Source organism: Cryobacterium zhongshanensis (genome assembly GCF_022760445.1).
GTDB lineage: Bacteria > Actinomycetota > Actinomycetes > Actinomycetales > Microbacteriaceae > Cryobacterium > Cryobacterium algoricola.
In genome coordinates, this window is record NZ_JALGAR010000001.1 from 1,840,719 (window position 1) to 1,857,212 (window position 16,494).

General features: G+C 65.0%; 20 protein-coding genes. 10 read left to right on the top strand and 10 right to left on the bottom strand.

Annotation, left to right across the window (positions count from 1 at the left end; all coding sequences use genetic code 11):
- Positions 1 to 12: 12 nt before the first annotated feature.
- Positions 13 to 885 (bottom strand): LysR family transcriptional regulator ArgP, encoded by an 873-nt coding sequence (locus tag MQH31_RS08360; protein WP_243011594.1) that lies wholly within the window; start codon positions 883 to 885, stop codon positions 13 to 15.
- Positions 886 to 957: 72 nt separating this feature from the next.
- Here MQH31_RS08360 and MQH31_RS08365 point away from each other — a divergent pair, with 72 nt between their 5' ends.
- From MQH31_RS08365 to MQH31_RS08375, 3 genes are all read left to right on the top strand, one after another.
- Complete coding sequence (locus MQH31_RS08365; RefSeq protein WP_243011595.1) at positions 958 to 1,569, top strand: LysE/ArgO family amino acid transporter; 612 nt, start codon at positions 958 to 960, stop codon at positions 1,567 to 1,569.
- 105 nt (positions 1,570 to 1,674) lie between these two features.
- A complete protein-coding gene (locus MQH31_RS08370; protein ID WP_134531745.1) occupies positions 1,675 to 1,920 on the top strand; it encodes a hypothetical protein in 246 nt (81 codons plus the stop codon).
- Between the two features lie 69 nt (positions 1,921 to 1,989).
- The gene (locus tag MQH31_RS08375; protein WP_243011596.1) at positions 1,990 to 3,237 is read left to right on the top strand and encodes a hypothetical protein; all 1,248 of its coding nucleotides are present in this window, start codon (positions 1,990 to 1,992) and stop codon (positions 3,235 to 3,237) included.
- Positions 3,238 to 3,308: 71 nt separating this feature from the next.
- Here the strand turns inward: MQH31_RS08375 and MQH31_RS08380 are convergent, their stop codons facing one another.
- The 4 genes from MQH31_RS08380 to MQH31_RS08395 all read right to left on the bottom strand — a co-directional run bounded on the left by MQH31_RS08380 (position 3,309) and on the right by MQH31_RS08395 (position 6,753).
- Positions 3,309 to 4,487: a bactofilin family protein gene (locus tag MQH31_RS08380; RefSeq protein WP_243011597.1), complete on the bottom strand. Its 1,179-nt coding sequence runs from the start codon at positions 4,485 to 4,487 to the stop codon at positions 3,309 to 3,311.
- 207 nt (positions 4,488 to 4,694) lie between these two features.
- On the bottom strand, positions 4,695 to 5,099 hold the full coding sequence (locus MQH31_RS08385; protein WP_243011598.1) for a nuclear transport factor 2-like protein: 405 nt from the start codon (positions 5,097 to 5,099) through the stop codon (positions 4,695 to 4,697).
- Positions 5,100 to 5,167: 68 nt separating this feature from the next.
- On the bottom strand, positions 5,168 to 5,803 hold the full coding sequence (locus MQH31_RS08390) for a DNA-3-methyladenine glycosylase family protein (RefSeq protein WP_243011599.1): 636 nt from the start codon (positions 5,801 to 5,803) through the stop codon (positions 5,168 to 5,170).
- Positions 5,800 to 6,753 carry a pyridoxamine 5'-phosphate oxidase family protein gene (locus MQH31_RS08395; RefSeq protein WP_243011600.1) on the bottom strand — a complete coding sequence of 318 codons (954 nt, stop codon included), beginning with the start codon at positions 6,751 to 6,753 and terminating at the stop codon, positions 5,800 to 5,802. Before MQH31_RS08395 ends, MQH31_RS08390 begins: the two co-directional genes overlap by 4 nt.
- Positions 6,754 to 6,858: 105 nt before the next feature.
- On the opposite strand from MQH31_RS08395, the gene MQH31_RS08400 reads away from it, so the two are divergent.
- The 3 genes from MQH31_RS08400 to MQH31_RS08410 all read left to right on the top strand — a co-directional run bounded on the left by MQH31_RS08400 (position 6,859) and on the right by MQH31_RS08410 (position 8,968).
- On the top strand, positions 6,859 to 7,476 hold the full coding sequence (locus tag MQH31_RS08400; RefSeq protein WP_243011601.1) for a CGNR zinc finger domain-containing protein: 618 nt from the start codon (positions 6,859 to 6,861) through the stop codon (positions 7,474 to 7,476).
- Positions 7,477 to 7,558: 82 nt separating this feature from the next.
- Positions 7,559 to 8,107, top strand: a complete 549-nt coding sequence (locus tag MQH31_RS08405) for an NADPH-dependent FMN reductase (protein WP_243011602.1) — start codon at positions 7,559 to 7,561, stop codon at positions 8,105 to 8,107.
- Between the two features lie 81 nt (positions 8,108 to 8,188).
- Entirely contained in the window at positions 8,189 to 8,968 is a 780-nt protein-coding gene (locus MQH31_RS08410; protein WP_243011603.1) for an isocitrate lyase/PEP mutase family protein, read from the top strand.
- A gap of 18 nt (positions 8,969 to 8,986) precedes the next feature.
- On the opposite strand, the gene MQH31_RS08415 is transcribed toward MQH31_RS08410, so the two are convergent.
- Entirely contained in the window at positions 8,987 to 9,958 is a 972-nt protein-coding gene (locus MQH31_RS08415) for a DUF2200 family protein (protein ID WP_243011604.1), read from the bottom strand.
- Between the two features lie 137 nt (positions 9,959 to 10,095).
- Here MQH31_RS08415 and MQH31_RS08420 point away from each other — a divergent pair, with 137 nt between their 5' ends.
- Complete coding sequence (locus MQH31_RS08420; RefSeq protein WP_243011605.1) at positions 10,096 to 10,725, top strand: TMEM175 family protein; 630 nt, start codon at positions 10,096 to 10,098, stop codon at positions 10,723 to 10,725.
- Here MQH31_RS08420 and MQH31_RS08425 read toward each other — a convergent pair.
- Entirely contained in the window at positions 10,695 to 10,955 is a 261-nt protein-coding gene (locus MQH31_RS08425; RefSeq protein ID WP_243011606.1) for a hypothetical protein, read from the bottom strand. The genes MQH31_RS08420 and MQH31_RS08425 overlap by 31 nt on opposite strands.
- A 245-nt stretch (positions 10,956 to 11,200) precedes the next feature.
- Between MQH31_RS08425 and MQH31_RS08430 the strand changes: the two genes are divergently transcribed.
- Positions 11,201 to 11,752, top strand: a complete 552-nt coding sequence (locus tag MQH31_RS08430) for a GNAT family N-acetyltransferase (RefSeq protein WP_243011607.1) — start codon at positions 11,201 to 11,203, stop codon at positions 11,750 to 11,752.
- A gap of 60 nt (positions 11,753 to 11,812) precedes the next feature.
- Here MQH31_RS08430 and MQH31_RS08435 read toward each other — a convergent pair whose 3' ends face one another.
- The gene (locus tag MQH31_RS08435) at positions 11,813 to 12,307 is read right to left on the bottom strand and encodes a hypothetical protein (protein ID WP_243011608.1); all 495 of its coding nucleotides are present in this window, start codon (positions 12,305 to 12,307) and stop codon (positions 11,813 to 11,815) included.
- 211 nt (positions 12,308 to 12,518) lie between these two features.
- Entirely contained in the window at positions 12,519 to 12,926 is a 408-nt protein-coding gene (locus MQH31_RS08440) for an NUDIX hydrolase (protein ID WP_243011609.1), read from the bottom strand.
- Positions 12,927 to 13,142: 216 nt separating this feature from the next.
- On the opposite strand from MQH31_RS08440, the gene MQH31_RS08445 reads away from it, so the two are divergent.
- Both MQH31_RS08445 and MQH31_RS08450 read left to right on the top strand, forming a co-directional pair.
- Entirely contained in the window at positions 13,143 to 13,916 is a 774-nt protein-coding gene (locus tag MQH31_RS08445) for a hypothetical protein (RefSeq protein ID WP_243011610.1), read from the top strand.
- Between the two features lie 153 nt (positions 13,917 to 14,069).
- Positions 14,070 to 14,666, top strand: coding sequence for a hypothetical protein (locus MQH31_RS08450; RefSeq protein WP_243011611.1), 597 nt, complete (start codon positions 14,070 to 14,072; stop codon positions 14,664 to 14,666).
- A gap of 361 nt (positions 14,667 to 15,027) precedes the next feature.
- Here MQH31_RS08450 and MQH31_RS08455 read toward each other — a convergent pair whose 3' ends face one another.
- A complete protein-coding gene (locus MQH31_RS08455) occupies positions 15,028 to 16,347 on the bottom strand; it encodes a chloride channel protein (RefSeq protein ID WP_243011612.1) in 1,320 nt (439 codons plus the stop codon).
- Positions 16,348 to 16,494: the final 147 nt, after the last annotated feature.

Genomic DNA, 16,494 nt, shown 5'->3' on the forward strand with positions numbered 1-16,494 from the left:
TGACGACAGCGTTCAGTCGAGGTACTCCGCGGCCGCGGCACGGATCGCCTCGTAGATCGTCGCGAGCACCGGCGTGTGCAGCGTCCACTGCTGCCAGTAGAGCACCACATCGATGTGCCGACCCGGCGCGAGATCGACGAGCAGCCCGTCGGTCTCGCCGCTGAGGATCTGCTGGTTCGGCACCATGCCCCAGCCCAGCCCGAGCCGCACGGCCTCCGCGAAGTCCGCGGAGCCCGGGATCGAATGCCGGGGTGGGGAAAGCGGCCGACGACTCCGACCCCGGAGGAACCGGTCCTGCAGATCGTCTTTTGCGTCGAAGACCACCATGGGCGCGCGTGCGAGCGCGTCCGCCGTGGGTCCGTCGGCGAACCACCGTGCGGCGAAGCGCGGGTTGGCCATCGGCCGGTAGCGCATGCTGCCGAGCCGGGTCACGGAGCAGCCGTGCACCGGACGCGCATCGGTCGTGATCGCCGCCATCACCGTTCCCGCGCGCAGCAATTCGGCCGAGTGATCCTGATCCTCCCGGCGCACGTCGAAGGTGATCGAGTCGGGCAGGCCGGCGAGGGCCGGCAGCACCCAGGTCGCGAGCGAGTCGCTGTTGACGGCAAGGGGCACGCCCGCACGCGCCCCTGACTCCGATCCGGAGACGACGTCCTGCACGAGCGCGTCGATCTGCCGGGCCAGCCTCAGGTACGGCAGGCCGGCATCCGTGATCTCGGTCGGTTTCGTCCGCCGCACGAGCACCCGGCCCGCGGAGGTCTCGAGGGACTTGATCCGCTGGCTGACCGCGGACGGCGTGATGTGCAGCTGCGCAGCGGCGAGGTCGAAGGAGCCGCGATCGATCGTCGCCGCGAGCGCCCTCAGCTGGGCATTGTCAATCGTCATGATTAGCCAGACTAATGCCTGCTAAGAAAGTTTCGTTGTACTCATCCCACACCGTCGAGGTACGGTCGGAGGATGCTCCTCACCACCCTTGCCGGTCTCGGCTTCGGCCTGTCCCTCATCGTTGCGATCGGCGCCCAGAACGCGTACGTGCTCCGGCAGGGACTGCGCAGGGAACACGTGCTCGCCGTAGTGATCGTCTGCGCGGCCTCCGACGCCGTTCTCATCCTGGTCGGGGTCGCCGGGTTCGGGGCGCTGATCCGCACCGTGCCGTGGCTGCTCATCGTGGTCCGGATCGTCGGTGCCGCATTCCTGCTCGGCTACGCAGCACTCGCTGCTCGCCGGGCGGTGCTGCCGCGGCCGCTCGACACCTCGGTCGTCGGCACGGCCGCGAGCCTCGCGCAGGTACTCGCGACGACCGCGGCGCTCACCTGGCTCAACCCGCACGTCTACCTCGACACCGTGGTGTTCCTCGGCTCGGTTGCCGCCGCCCACGGCGACGAACGCTGGTACTTCGGCCTCGGGGCCGTGCTCGGCAGCATCCTCTGGTTCACGGCCCTCGGCTTCGGCGCCCGGCTGCTGCGCCCGGTCTTCAGCCGGCCCGTCTCATGGCGGATCCTCGACATCGGGATCGCGGTGATCATGACCGTGATCGCGGTGAGCCTGCTGTTCGGGATCGGAAGCTGACGCCCCGAGCAGAAGGCTCCCACGCTCATCCGCTTCACATCGGGTCCCAAGGCAACGGACAGGAACCAGACTTACGGTCGGTTCAGGTCGACGAAAGGACCCATCATGATCGCAGGCACGCTCCAGTCCCGTTCGCCCGGCGACGTCCAGGTGCGCGCGCTGTCGAGAAGGGAATGGCGGGTCAGCGACTCCCGAATCGCGAAGGACAATGCGCTGAGCGTGATCGGCTTCATCGCCAGAAACCGCGACGGCTACGAGGTCATTGAATTCGGCACCCCTGTCGCGCGAATGATCCGGCCGGATCTTGCGAGTGCGATTTCCTGCTTTGTCAGTGAGGCCCCGCCCGCCTAGACCGGCGCCCTCCAGGGGTGTCACGGCCGTCCGGTGACCGCAGCCGCGAAAGCGGGACAGGATAGGGAGATGACTTTTTCCCGCGCGGACCCGGCAACGCTCGTGGAATACGAGCGAACCAGTGCTGGCGGCCGGTCAGAGGTCGAGTCCGGTGCGCTGATCGCCGCCGCTGTGGCCGCACTCGCTGGCCTCCTCGGCGCAGTGGTCATCTTCGGCGGCAACGCCGTCGGGCTCGCCGGCACCGTGTCCGTCGGCGGACTGTCGGCCCAGATCGCCGGCCTGATCGGGTTCCCGGTCTTCGGCTGGTCCTATGTCCGTTTCACCCGGCACTCCGCGAGCTGGAGGAGTCGCGCCCGAGTCCGGCGCATTCTCGACACCCTCGGCCTGTCCCTGACCGGCGCCGCAATGGCCGGCCTCCTGATCAGCTCGGTCTACGCGGTGTTCCAGCTTGCGTTCCGCGAGCTATTGCTCGACCCGTTCGCTGCAACCCTCTTCGTCACGCTCACGGTCGCCGCGAGCACCTTCGCCTTGTTCCTTCTCGCCGCGGAGATCACGACGACCCGGCTCGCCTCCCTGCTGGGGCTGTTCCTCGCCGCCGGCGTCTTCTCGAGCATGCTCACGGCGGCCGACCCACGCTGGTGGCAGGCGAACTTCAGCGCGCTCGGGATGGGCGGAGCCTCCTCCGCGTATGCATTCAACCTGACCATCCTGCTCGCCGGACTCGTGATGACGACGCTTGCGGACTACCTCACCCTGGACCTGCGCTCGCGGCAGAGCGCCGCCGGCAGCGACCTCCGCGGCGTGCCGCTCGTGCGGATCATCATCATCATCGTCGGCGTGGCGCTCATCGGCGTCGGCCTGGTGCCCGTCGACGTCAGCTTCGTCGTGCACAACACCTTTGCCACCTCCGCCGTCGTAGGCTTCGTCGCACTCATCGTGCTGGTCCCGCTGGTGCTGAAGGACCTCCCCCGCAGCTTCGTCGTCACGACGACGGTCTTCGTGCTCGCGATCGGCGGTGCGGTGCTGCTCTGGTACCCGATCGGGTACTACAACCTGACTGCCCTCGAGCTCGTCGCCGTGCTGATCGTGTTCGCGTGGTTCGTGCTCTTCGTGCGGAACGCATCCGTCGTCGACCCGACACCGGATGCCGCGGCGCCGGTGTCGCAGGCGGCTCCGGTGGCCGCGCTGTCGACGGCGGCCTCGGCGGCGCAGCCGTTGCCCGGCATGGGACGCGGAGGACGCGCAGCAGGCTGGGTCGCCGTCGGCGGACTCATCGGTTTCGTCGGGTTCGCCATCGGCCGACTGGGCCGCCGCTGAGGCAGCGCGGTCAGATGGCTGGTGCACGACGAGGAACCCCGCGGGCGCCCCTCGTGCCCCTCGTGGCGATATCAGGCCAGTGTCTGCGGAAAGTCTCCGACCGTGGGTGACGGTGCTGCGGGTGACGGCGCTGCGGGTGGCATCGCTACCGTCACGGCCCGGGTACGCCACGGACGCTGACCGTAGATGGCCAGAAGCTGTGCACCGAGACCGAAGAGCACCATGGCGACCCACACAACGATGTTGAGCCATGGAATGTTCAGGGCGACGATGAGGATCAGGCCACCAACGAGTGCCGTGACGACGGGATGCTGGTTGCCGCGGAAGAGGAGCCGCCCGATGTAGTACGCACCGTACACGAACGTCGCGAGCGTCAGCACGATCCACACCAACAGGACTGCCAGCGCCAGAGGCGCGCCGATGACGGAGACCAGGAGAGCCACAATGGCACCTGGTGCGGCGATGGATGCCACGAACCCCACGAGCAAGGCCTTCCACGGTGACGGCACGAGGTAGTCGGTCACCCGGTGGAGCACGCGCGGAACGAGCAGGGCCGCGGCGATGGTGATGAGACTCAAAGCGACCAGCGCGTAGAGCAACCCGAGGAGCCAGCCGATGAACACTGCCCCGGGTGAGGGCTTCACCTCGGGCGTTTGCTGCCGTTGCACGTGCTCGACGGTGCCGCTGACCGCCCCCGGTGCAATCCGGGCGGCCTTGTCGCTCTCGTAGGTGACGTCGCCCCCGACCGTTCCGTCAATGCTGAGCTGACCGGTGCTGAGGAGCAGGTCCCGACCGACGTCCCCCACGATCGCGACGTCTCCCCCGGCACTGACCAGGTCCTTGCCGATCGATCCGGTGTCGGTGACGTTGACCGTGCCCGCGAAGACTGTTCCGCTGCGCAGGACGTCACCGCTGATGATGATCGTGCCCCCAACGAGTCGCACATTACCGTCAACTTTCCCGGTGATGGTGACGGTCTGGGCCGCGGCGATCACGTCACCGGTGACGGTTCCGCTGATGGTGACACTCTGGCCTGCGGCATACACGTCACCGTCGACCTGGCCCGAGACATCGATGGCGAGACCGCTGTAGAACTGCGGTCCCCGAGTGTCCTGTGCTGCCGGAGCCGGCGTCGACGCGGCAGGCACGTTCGACGAAGCGGCCACTGCGGCCGTTCCTGCCGGGAGAATCAGTAGCCCCGCAGCGATGACAGCTGCGGCGAACCGCCAGGTGTGCGCCAGAACTCTCATGGGAATTCCTCTCTCCAGCCTCGCGTGCGTCCCGGTGACGACGCTCGTCGGTTGTCGTCGTCGGAAGCCCTCGTAGCGGGTCGATTCCTGGATTTGGACCTGGCGGGCCTCGGTCAGCGAGCACGATACACCCGATGCCGACGGTGCCGCGCGACGACGCCGCCCTGTGAGCGGACTCCGCCGACCTGTTCCCGACTCACTTCCACATCAATGGTGGCTCAGGTGATCGTTGTCCTTCCAGATGCCGTCGCCGGGCATGTCGAGCCGGTCGGTGAGCGGCACGCGCCAGAGGGGTGTGTCGGTGGGTTCGCCCCAGTAGTCGGTGACGCGCACGGCCTCCCCGTTCTCGAGTTCGCCGATGGTCACGTTGCGATACAGGCGTCCGTCGCCGTAGTTGCAGGTCCACTCGACGACCAGGACATCTCCGAGGCGCAGGCGTCTGCCGACTTCAAGGGTCAGTTCCGCGAAGTTGCCCTCGATACTGCCGATGAGTGTGCGGGTGCGCACGATTTCTCCCATTTGCGGCCATTGGCGCACGACGCTCGCGGCCAGGGGGACACCAAGAATATAGGCCAGGCGGGTCTCGCCATTGGCCTCCTGATTCGCATTCATTCAGCTACTTTCCTTCCGTGGTTGAGTTCAGTCGGCGCCTCTCACCGCGCCACTTTCCGGTTGTCCGATTAAAGCTCGACCGGGACTGTGAGGGAACGCCACAACAGCGCTGCAGCATATGTGCGGAATGGCCGCCAGCGGCGGCCCGTCTCGTGTGCCGCCGCCACAGCCGGGATCTCTGCGCTCCCGTAGAGACGCTTCAGGGCGTTTCGCAGTCCCACGTCACCGGCAGGGAAGATGTCCGGGCGATGCAGTTGGTGGATCAGGAACATTTCCGCAGACCAGACTCCAATGCCGGTGACCGCCACCAGGGCCTGTATCGCGTCGTCGTCCGAGAGACCACCCATGTTCTCGATGTCCAGGACACCCGAAGCGACGTGGTCGGCGAGATTGATCAGATAGCCCGCCTTCGATCGAGAGGTACCGAGCGCCTTGATCGAGTCCTGACCGAGAGTGAGCACATCTTTCGCCGTCGGGGTATCACCGATCGCATCCCTCAGGCGGTCATAGAGAAGGAAGGCCACGGTGGTGGAGATCTGCTGTCCGAGGATGTGCAGGCTCATGGCGGCGAAGTTGCTGCCGGACGCGCGACCCCCGTCGTGGAACTCGAACGGGTCGGGTGTGCCGTACCGGTCGACGAGGCGACCGAGATCGCGGTCCATCCGGGCAAGGGCGGCGTATGCCTGCTGCCGGGATTCGGTCACCGGAACCGTCCTTGTCGATCGGTCAGCGCGGGGTTGCGTGGAGAGGGTGTGTGAGTGATTTCCCGGGCCGGAAGAATTCGGCCGGCCACAAGTCGTTGCAGTGCGAAGTGAGCAATTCGACCCGTGCGTCCGTCATCTCCAGGCCGACCGGGTTCGCCCCACTCGATCTGGACCGTGCCGGATAGCTGTAGCGACCGACCAGTCGCGAATTCAATGAACAACAGGGAGGCTTCGGGGTTGACGGCGATGTTGCCGAAACTGTTGAAGAGATTATTGCCCGTGAAGTCGGGCCACCACAGCCCGCGCTCGTCTATGCGGACGAACCCGGAGGGACCGCCACGATGGGACGCGTCAGACCCCCGCTCGGGGTTCGCGGTGCCGAGGAAGAACGTGTCTGCGGCACGGATCAGCTCACGGTCATCCGTCGAGAGCGTGCTGCCTTGTCTGACGTAGTCGCCGCCCGCCCCATCGATTTCGCGGGGTACGAGGACACGTGGCTGGATGTACTGCGGGCAGTTGCCGTAGGCCTGCTCGACCTCCACGACGAGGAGATCGCCGTCGCTCACGGTCAGGATGCCGTTGATGCGCACCCGGCGCCGGGTGGCGAATTCGACCGTGACCATCCCGATCTTCTGACTGGCCTTCAGCCCGCGGAGGGGGTCGCCCGCGGGGAGCGCGGCATGAACCGCAACGGAGGTGTCCGACAGCACCTCCAAAAACCCGGGACGTCCGACCAACGGAGACGTCCAGAGACGTCCGGAAGGATCCCTCCCGGAGATGACGAGGAACGTGCGATCCCTGAGGAACCCGGCCATCCCGGCGGTCAGAGCAACGGGCCCGAGCATCCCCGACAATCGGGCTGCGTCCTGCGTCACACCCGCCCTGCGCTGCACGGCCAACTCGCCGGCGTGAAAGCCCACATCAGCGAGCCAGGGTGTTCCAATCATCATTGTGTCCTCTCGCGTGCTAATGCATGAACTCGAGTTCTTCCGTGACAATTACTAGCACGTTCTTCTAACGCATTCAAGTGAATTCATCCGTGATAGTTTGTGCACATGGGAAACAAGAGCTCAGACCGCAGCTGGGTGCTCGCCGACGAGCCGAGGTCGGTCCGCCTGATGGCGACTATCTGGGCAGACACAGACGGGCTGCACGACGACTTCGCGACACCGGTCGCTGTAGACGCCTGGCTGGATGCCGTCGGCATCGATCGGGCAAGCGCCGCAACGACTCGGGACGAGTTCCTGGCAGCGCGGAATCTGCGAGACGCCGTTCGGCGGCTGGCAGCCCACCTCACGGACGATGATCGCCGGAGTGCCGACTCGCCCGTGGCGAGCGTTGAGGAGGCGCTGCTCACTGTCAACGCCGCCGCCAGCCAGCGTTCGATCCCGCACCTGCGACTGAGCGGAGCGACTCTCAGGCTCTCCCCCGCATCCGCTGTGTCTCCGGTGGTTGCCGGCCTGGCCGACGTCGCCTATGAAGCACAGCACCTTCTGGGTGAAAACGGTTCAGCGCTGCGGGCGTGCCATGCACCCGGATGCGTGCTCTACTTCGTGAAGACACACCCCAGGCGGGAATGGTGCTCGGTCGCCTGCGGCAACCGCGCTCGAGCCGCGCGACATTACCAATCAGTACGCTCTGCGCGCACGGCACGTGAATTCACGGCTCGCTGAGGCGTCTGAGCCGAAGACGGCCTTCGACGTGACGAACCTTCCAACTCCCTCCCCTCCTGTGTCCTGAATGGGAAATACGAACATGAGACTCCTCCTCATTTCGGGCAGCACCCGGCGATCTTCAACCAACGGCGCGGCACTGACCACGGTGCGCGACCTGGCTCCCACAGGTTCCAGTGCACTCGTGTACGGGGGTTTGTCATCATTGCCCGCCTTCAATCCGGACGATGATCGCGACCCCATTCCGGGCCCGGTCGCGGAGTTGCGGCAACAGATCAGGACCGCAGACGCGGTGGTGTTCAGCACGCCGGAATATGCCGGGACGCTTCCCGGCAGCTTCAAGAACCTTCTGGATTGGACTATCGGTAGCAGCGTTCTGGCCCAGAAGCCGGTCGCGTGGATCAACGTGGCGACCCCGGGGCGCGGCCACGGTGCACTCGCCACGCTGAGATCCGTACTCGGCTATGTCGATGCACGCATTCTCGACGAGGCGTGCATGGACCTCCCGATCGGCCGGGACCTGGTTTCATCTGGTGCTGTTGCGACACAGCCCGAACGCGAGGCCCTGGCCCGCTGGTGGGCAACAGTGCATGAGCTGTGGCTCGCGAAGGAACCCGACGAGACTCGGTAAGGTTCGGTCCGGCTTGCGCGCTCGACTCCCGCTAGTACGCTGACGAGTGCTCATCGATTCGGCTGGAGCGGGACGGGAACAATGATGTCAACTTTTCGGCAACTCCACTACCGTGAGTCTCCCCTCGTGCTGCCGAACGCCTGGGACGTTGGCTCTGCCCTCGCGTTCGCGGATGCCGGATTCCCGGCCGTCGGCACGACCAGCTTCGGCATCGCGGCCAGCGCCGGAATGCCGGATGGCGGTGGGTCGAGCAAGGCGGCAACCATCGCACTTGCGGCGCGACTGCGCCACCTTTCGGTCCACCTCACAGCGGACGTCGAAGACGGCTACTCCGACGACCCAGCGGAGGTCGCGGAGTTTGTAGCAGAACTGCGGGCGCTCGGGGTCGCTGGCATCAACCTTGAGGACAGCCGGGACTGCCACCTCGTGGCCACATCGACGGCTTCCGGCAAGATCACCGCAGTCAAACGTCTGAGTCCGGACATCTTCGTCAATGCGCGGGTAGACAATTTCTGGTTCGCCGAGCAGGCCACAGTCGAGGAAGTACTGCTCCGTGCACGCGCATATGCCGACGCCGGGGCCGACGGAATCTTTGTGCCCGGCCTTGTGAATCCTGAGGACATCCGGAGGATCGCGGCGGATGTCGCGCTGCCGGTCAACGTGCTCGTACACCCTTCCCTGACTGTGGCCGAACTCGGCGATCTGGGGGTGAGGCGCGTAAGTTCGGGCTCCCTTCCCTACCGAGCAGCCATAGACAGGGCCGTGGACACTGTCACGGCCCTCCGCGACAACCGTCAGACACCGACCGCGACGTCCTACTGGGACCTGCAGGCGCGACTCGTGACTTTCAGTCGGCTGTAGCAGGAACTGATCGGGAATTCAGGTCTTGCTGGCCGTGGCAGGTGCACGAAGCACCTTTTCTAACGACTTTCCCCGTGCAAGCTCATCGACAAGCTTGTCGAGATAGCGAATCTTCTGCATGAGCGGGTCCTCGATGGCCTCCACACGGATGCCGCACACCACACCGGTGATCAGCGACGCGCTGGGATTCATGGGCGCCTCGGCGAAGAACTCCTCGAACGTTGTTCCACCCTGGGCATGACGGCGTAGCGTCGTGTCGTCGAATCCGGTCAGCCACATGATCACCTGATCGAGCTCCGTCGTCGTCCTGCCTTTGCGCTCCACTTTCGCAACGTAGAGCGGATAGACCGCTGCGAACTCGGTACCGAAGATCCTGGTCACGTTGTCAGCGTACGCGCGCGGCCGGTCAGTGCCAATCGCGCACATATTCGTCACCGGGCATTGCCTCAGCGTCGCGGCGTCGGACGTGCACGGACTACAGTCTGTTTTCCGGCTTCTGGAAGGAAGGCAGCGATGACGACGCAGACTAGTGCCACGGTCGAGACCGTCGACCGGTTCGTCGAGGATGAGGGTGGCCGGGTCGCCGAGGAGTGCCACGGCGAGCCCGAGTCGCTGGCCCATGCCGAGTGAGAAGCCACCCACGCGCTTACGCGCCACGGATTCGAGACCGGGGATTCCGATGACTTCGTCGACCCGCCTGGTGCCGATGCGATGGGTCGCCGCGATGGAGAGCAGGTGGTTACGGGCGCTTCGGCCGGCGCGCACGGTTGTGGCGTCGAGCAGTGCCCCCACCTGGTGCCGGGGCGCGCGGTGCTGGGTGTACGGTTTGCCGTTCACCGTCACCGTCCCGCCGGTGGGGCGGTCAAGCCCCACGATCATCCGCATCGTCGTTGATTTGCCGGCGCCGTTGGACCCGAGGAAACCGGTGACCAAACCTGGACGCGCGGTGAAATCGATGGCGTCGACGGCGGTCTTTGCGCCGTACGTCACCCCCGGGCAGGGTCAAGCGCACGGCCGATATCGCCACTATCGGTCAGTCCACAGAGGGGATGATCCCGAATCGTGGGACCCCGTGAACGAACAAACGACCTTGAGGAGACAGACGCGGGGCTCGATATCGTTGATGCATGCAGACAACGCGCGGCCTTGACCGGCTTATCTTCTTCACGGATGCGATCGCGGCCATCGCGATCACGTTGCTGATCCTTCCGCTCGCAGAGCTCGTCCCCGTGACGCCAACGAACGTATTGCCAGGGGACTTCCTTCTCGACCACCTGTCCGAACTCCTCGCATTCTTGCTGAGCTTCGCCGTGATTGCGCGGCTCTGGATTTCGCATCATGCGCTGTTCGAACACGTCTCGACGTACTCACCCGCGCTGCGCAACTTGAGCCTCCTGTGGGCTTTCACGATTGTGGTGCTGCCGCTGCCTACGGCCATGGTCGCGCACTGGTCTACTGATTCGATCGTGGTCGGTTTTTACATCGGGACGATGTTCGTGTCCAGCCTGCTCCTGACGTCCATGACGATACTCACGCACCGCTCCGCGGCCCTCCAAGAGCCGGCTAACCCACTGCCGTCGCGCGCCATCATCGCGAGCACGCTGTCAACTACCGAGTTCCTTCTGGCGTTCATCCTGGGCACGGTCTTTCAGGAGATCAACTATTGGGCACTCTTCGCTCTGTTCCTCTCCGCGCCGGTCTTTCTGATTCTGCGTCGGCACGACCGTCAAATCTTGATGCGAATGGTTCCTCGGTAACTGCCCTTGTCATTGTCGCCGGGCAAGGGGGCCGGCGCGGGCAAGATCGTCTGGCGGTCCATCTCTACCTGCGATTCGTAACGTGTCGGATTGAATACTTCATCGGCGATTGTCATTGACCCGCCTCGACGCTTCTGCTTCCAGGAGAAGTCCACCCACCCCGTACGCTGCCCGACAATGGCTGCAACCGCGATCACGGTTGCGATACCTGTAACAATCATCCAGTTCACCCGTCAAATCTAGTTCGAGAGCATTCCGTCGTCCAGGTGCGATCGGCTGACGTGCACCTGCGTGACACTCAGCACTGCGAACAAGCCGCTACCAGGCCGCTACCAGGCCGCTACCAGGCCGCCAGTGCAGTCGTCACATCCAACGGACCCCGGCCATCCAGCCAGGCCATAAACCGGTGGGCGTTCGACGATCGGACACCGTGAGTTCTGCACGATTGTGAACGTCGCCGTGGGATGCTGATTCCGTGGAGTTGAACACGAGTGTCGATGGGTCGGTCGTTGTCATTCGGCCCTATGGTCACGGAGATGCCGCGGACACGTTGGCCATTTTTCTTGCCGCAGTGACCGAAACCGCCGCAGCCGACTACTCGCCGGAGCAGATTCAGGCGTGGGCTCGGCCAGAATCACGCGAGCTGTCCGCTTGGCATACGGCGATGCAGGCACGGAACAGTTACGTGGCAACCGTAGATGGTGTGCCGGCGGGTTTCTCCGACGTGGACTCTGAGGGTCATATCGACATGATGTTCGTCGCCCCTCGCTACCTACGACGCGGCGTGGCACGTCAACTGATCGGCCATGTGGAAGCCCGCGCGCGCCGGGAGCAGCTGAGGGAGCTGACCGCCAATGTCAGCATCACAGCCCGCCCCTTCTTTGAGCGCTCCGGATTCACCGTCGTGGCTGAACAACATCCGCTGACGGCCGGCGTACAGCTGACCAATTTCAGGATGAAGAAGAAGCTAGTCGGCGGCGAGGAATCCGTGAGAGTCCCGGCAGGCACCCTTCTGCCTGACGCGTGACCATCGGTCCGCGTTTGATGCGGCATCGGAGACGCATGCCTCCGGCCTGGGTCGGGTTTATTAGTTCTGTCGTGGGTCCGCATCAACACGCGACGTCGGTTTTGTGGGTGGGCGGAACACGATAGCGACGATCAAAATGGCAATTAGAGGCAGCAATGCAGCAGAGGAAATGATGATTCCAGACGGTTGACCCCTGACACAATCGCTTTCAACACCAGCCTCACTAGGCGGATACGCGCCCACGACCACGAATGGCAGCAGACAGACCACGAGTGCCGGCACGGTGAAGTAGGTGGCGATCGATATTCCCTGAGCAGCGGCCTGGCCACGAGCGACGATCCTGGCAGCAATCCAGAGCAGGCATCCCCCAATCCCCAGAACGACAGCGACGAACACTGAAGTCGGAGCATCCTCAAGCTGTACCCAGCACGTCGCTGCCCGCGAAACAGGCGAAAGCAATAACCAGCACGCGAAATAGGAAGATACGAACGCGGCACCAACGAGGATTCCGGCGACGACATTGAGTCGCGAGCGAGCGCCCACCTTTGAGTCCATTAGTGTGCGCCGTCAGGTGTCGAAGCTCGAACTGACGCCGAGAGGTTCATGGTGATCCCCGGCGTGCCCGGCGTGAGTAGCGTGAGTGCGATGACCCATGCGTGCATTGGTTGGACTCCTGCCAGGGTTTCGATCCGGACTCTGGTGTGTTGGTTCCACGCAGTGACCAGGGCGGCTCAGGCGCGCCGGGAGCCGTTGCAAACAGCCTGCACTAGGCGGCGGTCAGAGCGGGAAACACGAAGTCAATCAGCAACGGCGCAAGTGGAAACTCCGGTTCGGACGTGGCGGTGGGATCTGCCCATCGCAGTTCCACAATTTCCGCTGACGCTACCGGCGCGATGACAACAGTGCTGAGATAGACGGTCGCGTCGACGAGTGTGTCCAGCTCGTTTGCGGCGGTTCCCGTCCAGCTACCCAGCAAGGCGAGGTCTTCCGACTTGACCGTCACGCCCAGTTCTTCATGAACTTCTCGGAGAGCGGCTGCTTCAGGACCTTCCCCGGGCTCGGATTTGCCGCCGGGCAGCATGAAATAGCTGGTGCCGCGCTTTCGGACGGTGAGTATCCTGTCGGCGTCGTCGCGAAAGCAGACCGCAGCGACAATGAGCGTTTGAGTAGCCATCCGGCCACGCTACCAACCCTCCATCACCCTGGACGCGTCCCGCAGAGGGTTCCCCGTGACTTCGGAACTCCAGCGGATGGGCGCCGGATGTGCGTCCGGGAACCGGCCCTGCGTGCTGAACGTCACCCTCACCTCACCGAACCGGATTCCGGTCAGGGAAAATAGACGGGGTACCCGCGGCGCGGCGCCGCTAAGATCCCTCACAGGGGGTGCGCTATGGGCAGAATCGCAACGGTGTGCGGCGCGGCGGGGGTGCTGGTGCTCCTGGCCGGCTGCACGGCAGGGGTCGACGGCGCCGGGCCTCCCGCTCCGACGCCGGATTCGTCGCACGTTGCCACCGCAACGGACCGTTTGACACCCACGGCACCGATCGGCACCATCGGCAGCGGAAAGTTCACCTCCGACGACGGCGTGACGGGCACGGTGCGCTTCGACTCCGACGGTCAGCTCCTCACGCTGTCACTACACGATCTGGTTCTGCCCAGGCAGACCCAGGTGGAGGCGATGGCGGCGGTTCAGCCGGTCCCGGCCGGGCAGACCTGCTTTGACAGCGGCCCGCGCATGAACTTCGGTCCCGCCGGGGCCGGCACCAGCGCCCAGGATGGGCAAGAGCTGCGCTTCGTCGGGGGCGACCCCACCGCCATTGATCAGGTTATTCTCACGACACCGTACGGCTTGGCCGTCGATGGGGATTGCCTGGCCACCATCGTTGCCCGTGCCGACATCGAGTGGACGTTCGCGCCGCTGCGTCCTAACCTCCGCGCCACCGATTCCGGCGAAACCGGCGGTGCTCGCGGTATCGTCGAGACGCGCGACGGTGCATCCGTTGCCTACGTCGTCGCTCCGGGCGATCTCATCGAGGAAGTCGCCGCCCGGTTGGGCATCACGGTCGACGACATCGGCTACCTCAACACGGTTCGGCTGCCCGAACCCCAACAAGCCGTCCTGCACGACGGCGAACGGCTCAATCTCCTCGTCGCCGACCGCTGAGCCGCAACTCGTCCGCCCGCGTGTCGGACGAGGTAGAGACGACCCGCGCATCGACTTTGACGGCGCAACCGGCGCAGGTCCACCTGCCGCTCTTCTGGTCCGCGATACCCGCACCCGACTCGCCCGCAGCAATGCTGGTCTTAAGGTGAAGCCATGGCTCGCATCCAAAGCACCGCATTCGTTCTCTCAACGATCTCGCTTTTCTTATTGGGCGTTACCGGCTGCGCTTCCCAGTCCACCGATGCCCATGCGTCAGCGGCCGCTGCGTCCGGCGGAACGCTCACTGCGTGGTCGAGCATCAGCGACACGATCTCGGGCTCCGTCCAGCCCACCTTCGCTGCGTTCGAAGGAACGTGGGACGTGCAGCGCGCCGCGCCACGGGAGTCCACCTGCTGGACCGAGTCCGAGGACTTGAGTGGTACCCCGCACTGGGAGAAAAGGTCAGACGGCTACGAAGTCGCCTTTTCCGCAAAGAACTCCTGGTTCGATAGGGACGAGGACCCGTGGACTACCGCTGAACGCTATGCGCGGGTCTGGACGTCGACCTTCCCCGCCACCAGCTTCGACCCGGATCACAACTCGTTCGCCTATGGGGCCCAGCTCGCTGGACTGGTTGACAGCGACCAGCTGCGAGTGACGGGTGGGTTCGACGGCGACAACTGGATCTACCTCGTGGAGGTGTCCTGCGACACCCCCGGGTTCCGGGCTCCAGCGCCGGGGGTATCGATCGAGCCCTTCGCACACCCGTAGGCAGCTGCGTCAGGTCGGAGCGTGGATGGCAACGGGAAGAACCGAGATGCCAGCGATGCGCCGCGACCACAGAGTCCCCGCAGTTGTCCGGCCGGCCGAGGCAATACCGAGAGCGACCAGCAGAATCACGACGTACACACCGAACTTTCGGCGTCACCGACCCAAAGCGATGCGGGTGTGCCCCGTGCTCGGGTCTGACATCCGGCGGCGCGTGGGACGCATCGGGCCGGCCGCGATTGGGATTGCGGCGATCTGCTCCGTCGTGAGCGCCTTGGGTGGGTGAGGGGGTTTCTTCCCAGACGGGCTCGCTACCCACGCGACATACACGGGCGTCTCACACCTCGTCTGAGCCGCAAAACGTTTAGTCGATCCCGAGGAACCGTCGTCGCCCGAGAAGGTATTCCACGACAACAGCACCCGCAACAGCAAGCGTCATCGGGATCAGGATCGCCGGTCCCTGCCCGGTGAATTCGAGTACCAGGACCAGTGCGGTCAGGGGCGCGCGCATGGAAGCGCCGAGGAATGCCGCCGCGCCGACCAGAGCAAAGGCCGCGACCGGTGTACCGGGCCAGAGCAGGTCCCAGAGTCCGCCCGTAACGACGCCGAACGCGGCCCCAATCGCGAGCGAGGGAGTCAGAGTACCTCCGGCAGCACCGCTGCCGATCGTACCGATCGTGGCCGCCACCTTGGCTACGAGGAGCACCGCCACGAGTCCGATCGGCAGCATCGCGTTGAACGCGGTCTGGCCGAGGGAGCGTCCATTGCCGAGGATTTCCGGGAACAGCAGTGCGAGCAGTCCGATGGCGGTGAAGGCGAGCGGCATCACGACGAGGATGCGCCAGCCCTGTGGCCGCCGTTTCTCGGCCGTGTCGGCCAGGCGCACGAAGCCGGCTGCGGCAAATCCGATTACTGGTCCGGCAACAAGGGACCAGACTATGAGCGATGGGGTCTGAGTGAACTGCGGCACGGAGTACAGCGGGGTCGTGGGCACGACGATTTGCGCAACCAGTGTCGCGATCGCGGACGTGGCCAGGGCCGGGAGCACGGTGGCCAGACTGACCTCGGCGAGCAGGATCTCGACGGTGAAAAGCGCGCCCCCGAGCGGGACATTGTAGACGGCAGCGAGTCCTGCGCCTGCGCCGCATGCGACGAGGACACGACGTTCGCGGGTATTGACACCTGCTTTCTCACTGAGCCAGCCCGCACACAGTGCGCCCAGCTCGCGAGGGGCCATTTCGCGGCCGATGGATGCGCCGAGACCGACGATCACGATCTGCAAGCCCGAGTTCACCAGGGTCGCGAGCACGGGCATCCGCTCCCCGGCAACGCTTCGATCCACCGCGACGATGGGTCTCCCCCATCGGCGGAGCGCCCACCAGCCCACTGCACCGATCACGCCCGCAGCGCATAAGGCGATCACCCGCGTTTGCGGCGACGAGTGCGCCAGGCCGTCGAGGTAGGTGCCTTCCGAATAGCCGTAGGCGAGGTGCTGGATCGTTCGAAGGAGCACGCTCACCGCGAGCCCGCCGATTCCTGCCCCGATGCCGACGAGCGCCGTGACCACGACGATTCGGGCGACCCACGACGGAGTAACCGAATTCGACACGGGTCTCACGTTTCGATCGTAGCGTTCGAGATTGCCCCGCTGGGTGCGCCGGCCGTCCAGCAGTCGCAACTTCATGAGAACCCTCCCAGCATCCGCTCTCGAGTGCTGCGCTGGTGCGGTGATTCAAGCGGGCCAGCATAAGCTTTTGGCGGTTCGAGACATCGGACTTCTCCGGGACCTCTGGGAGACCCACGTCTGCCCGCTGCGCACATGCGCACGATC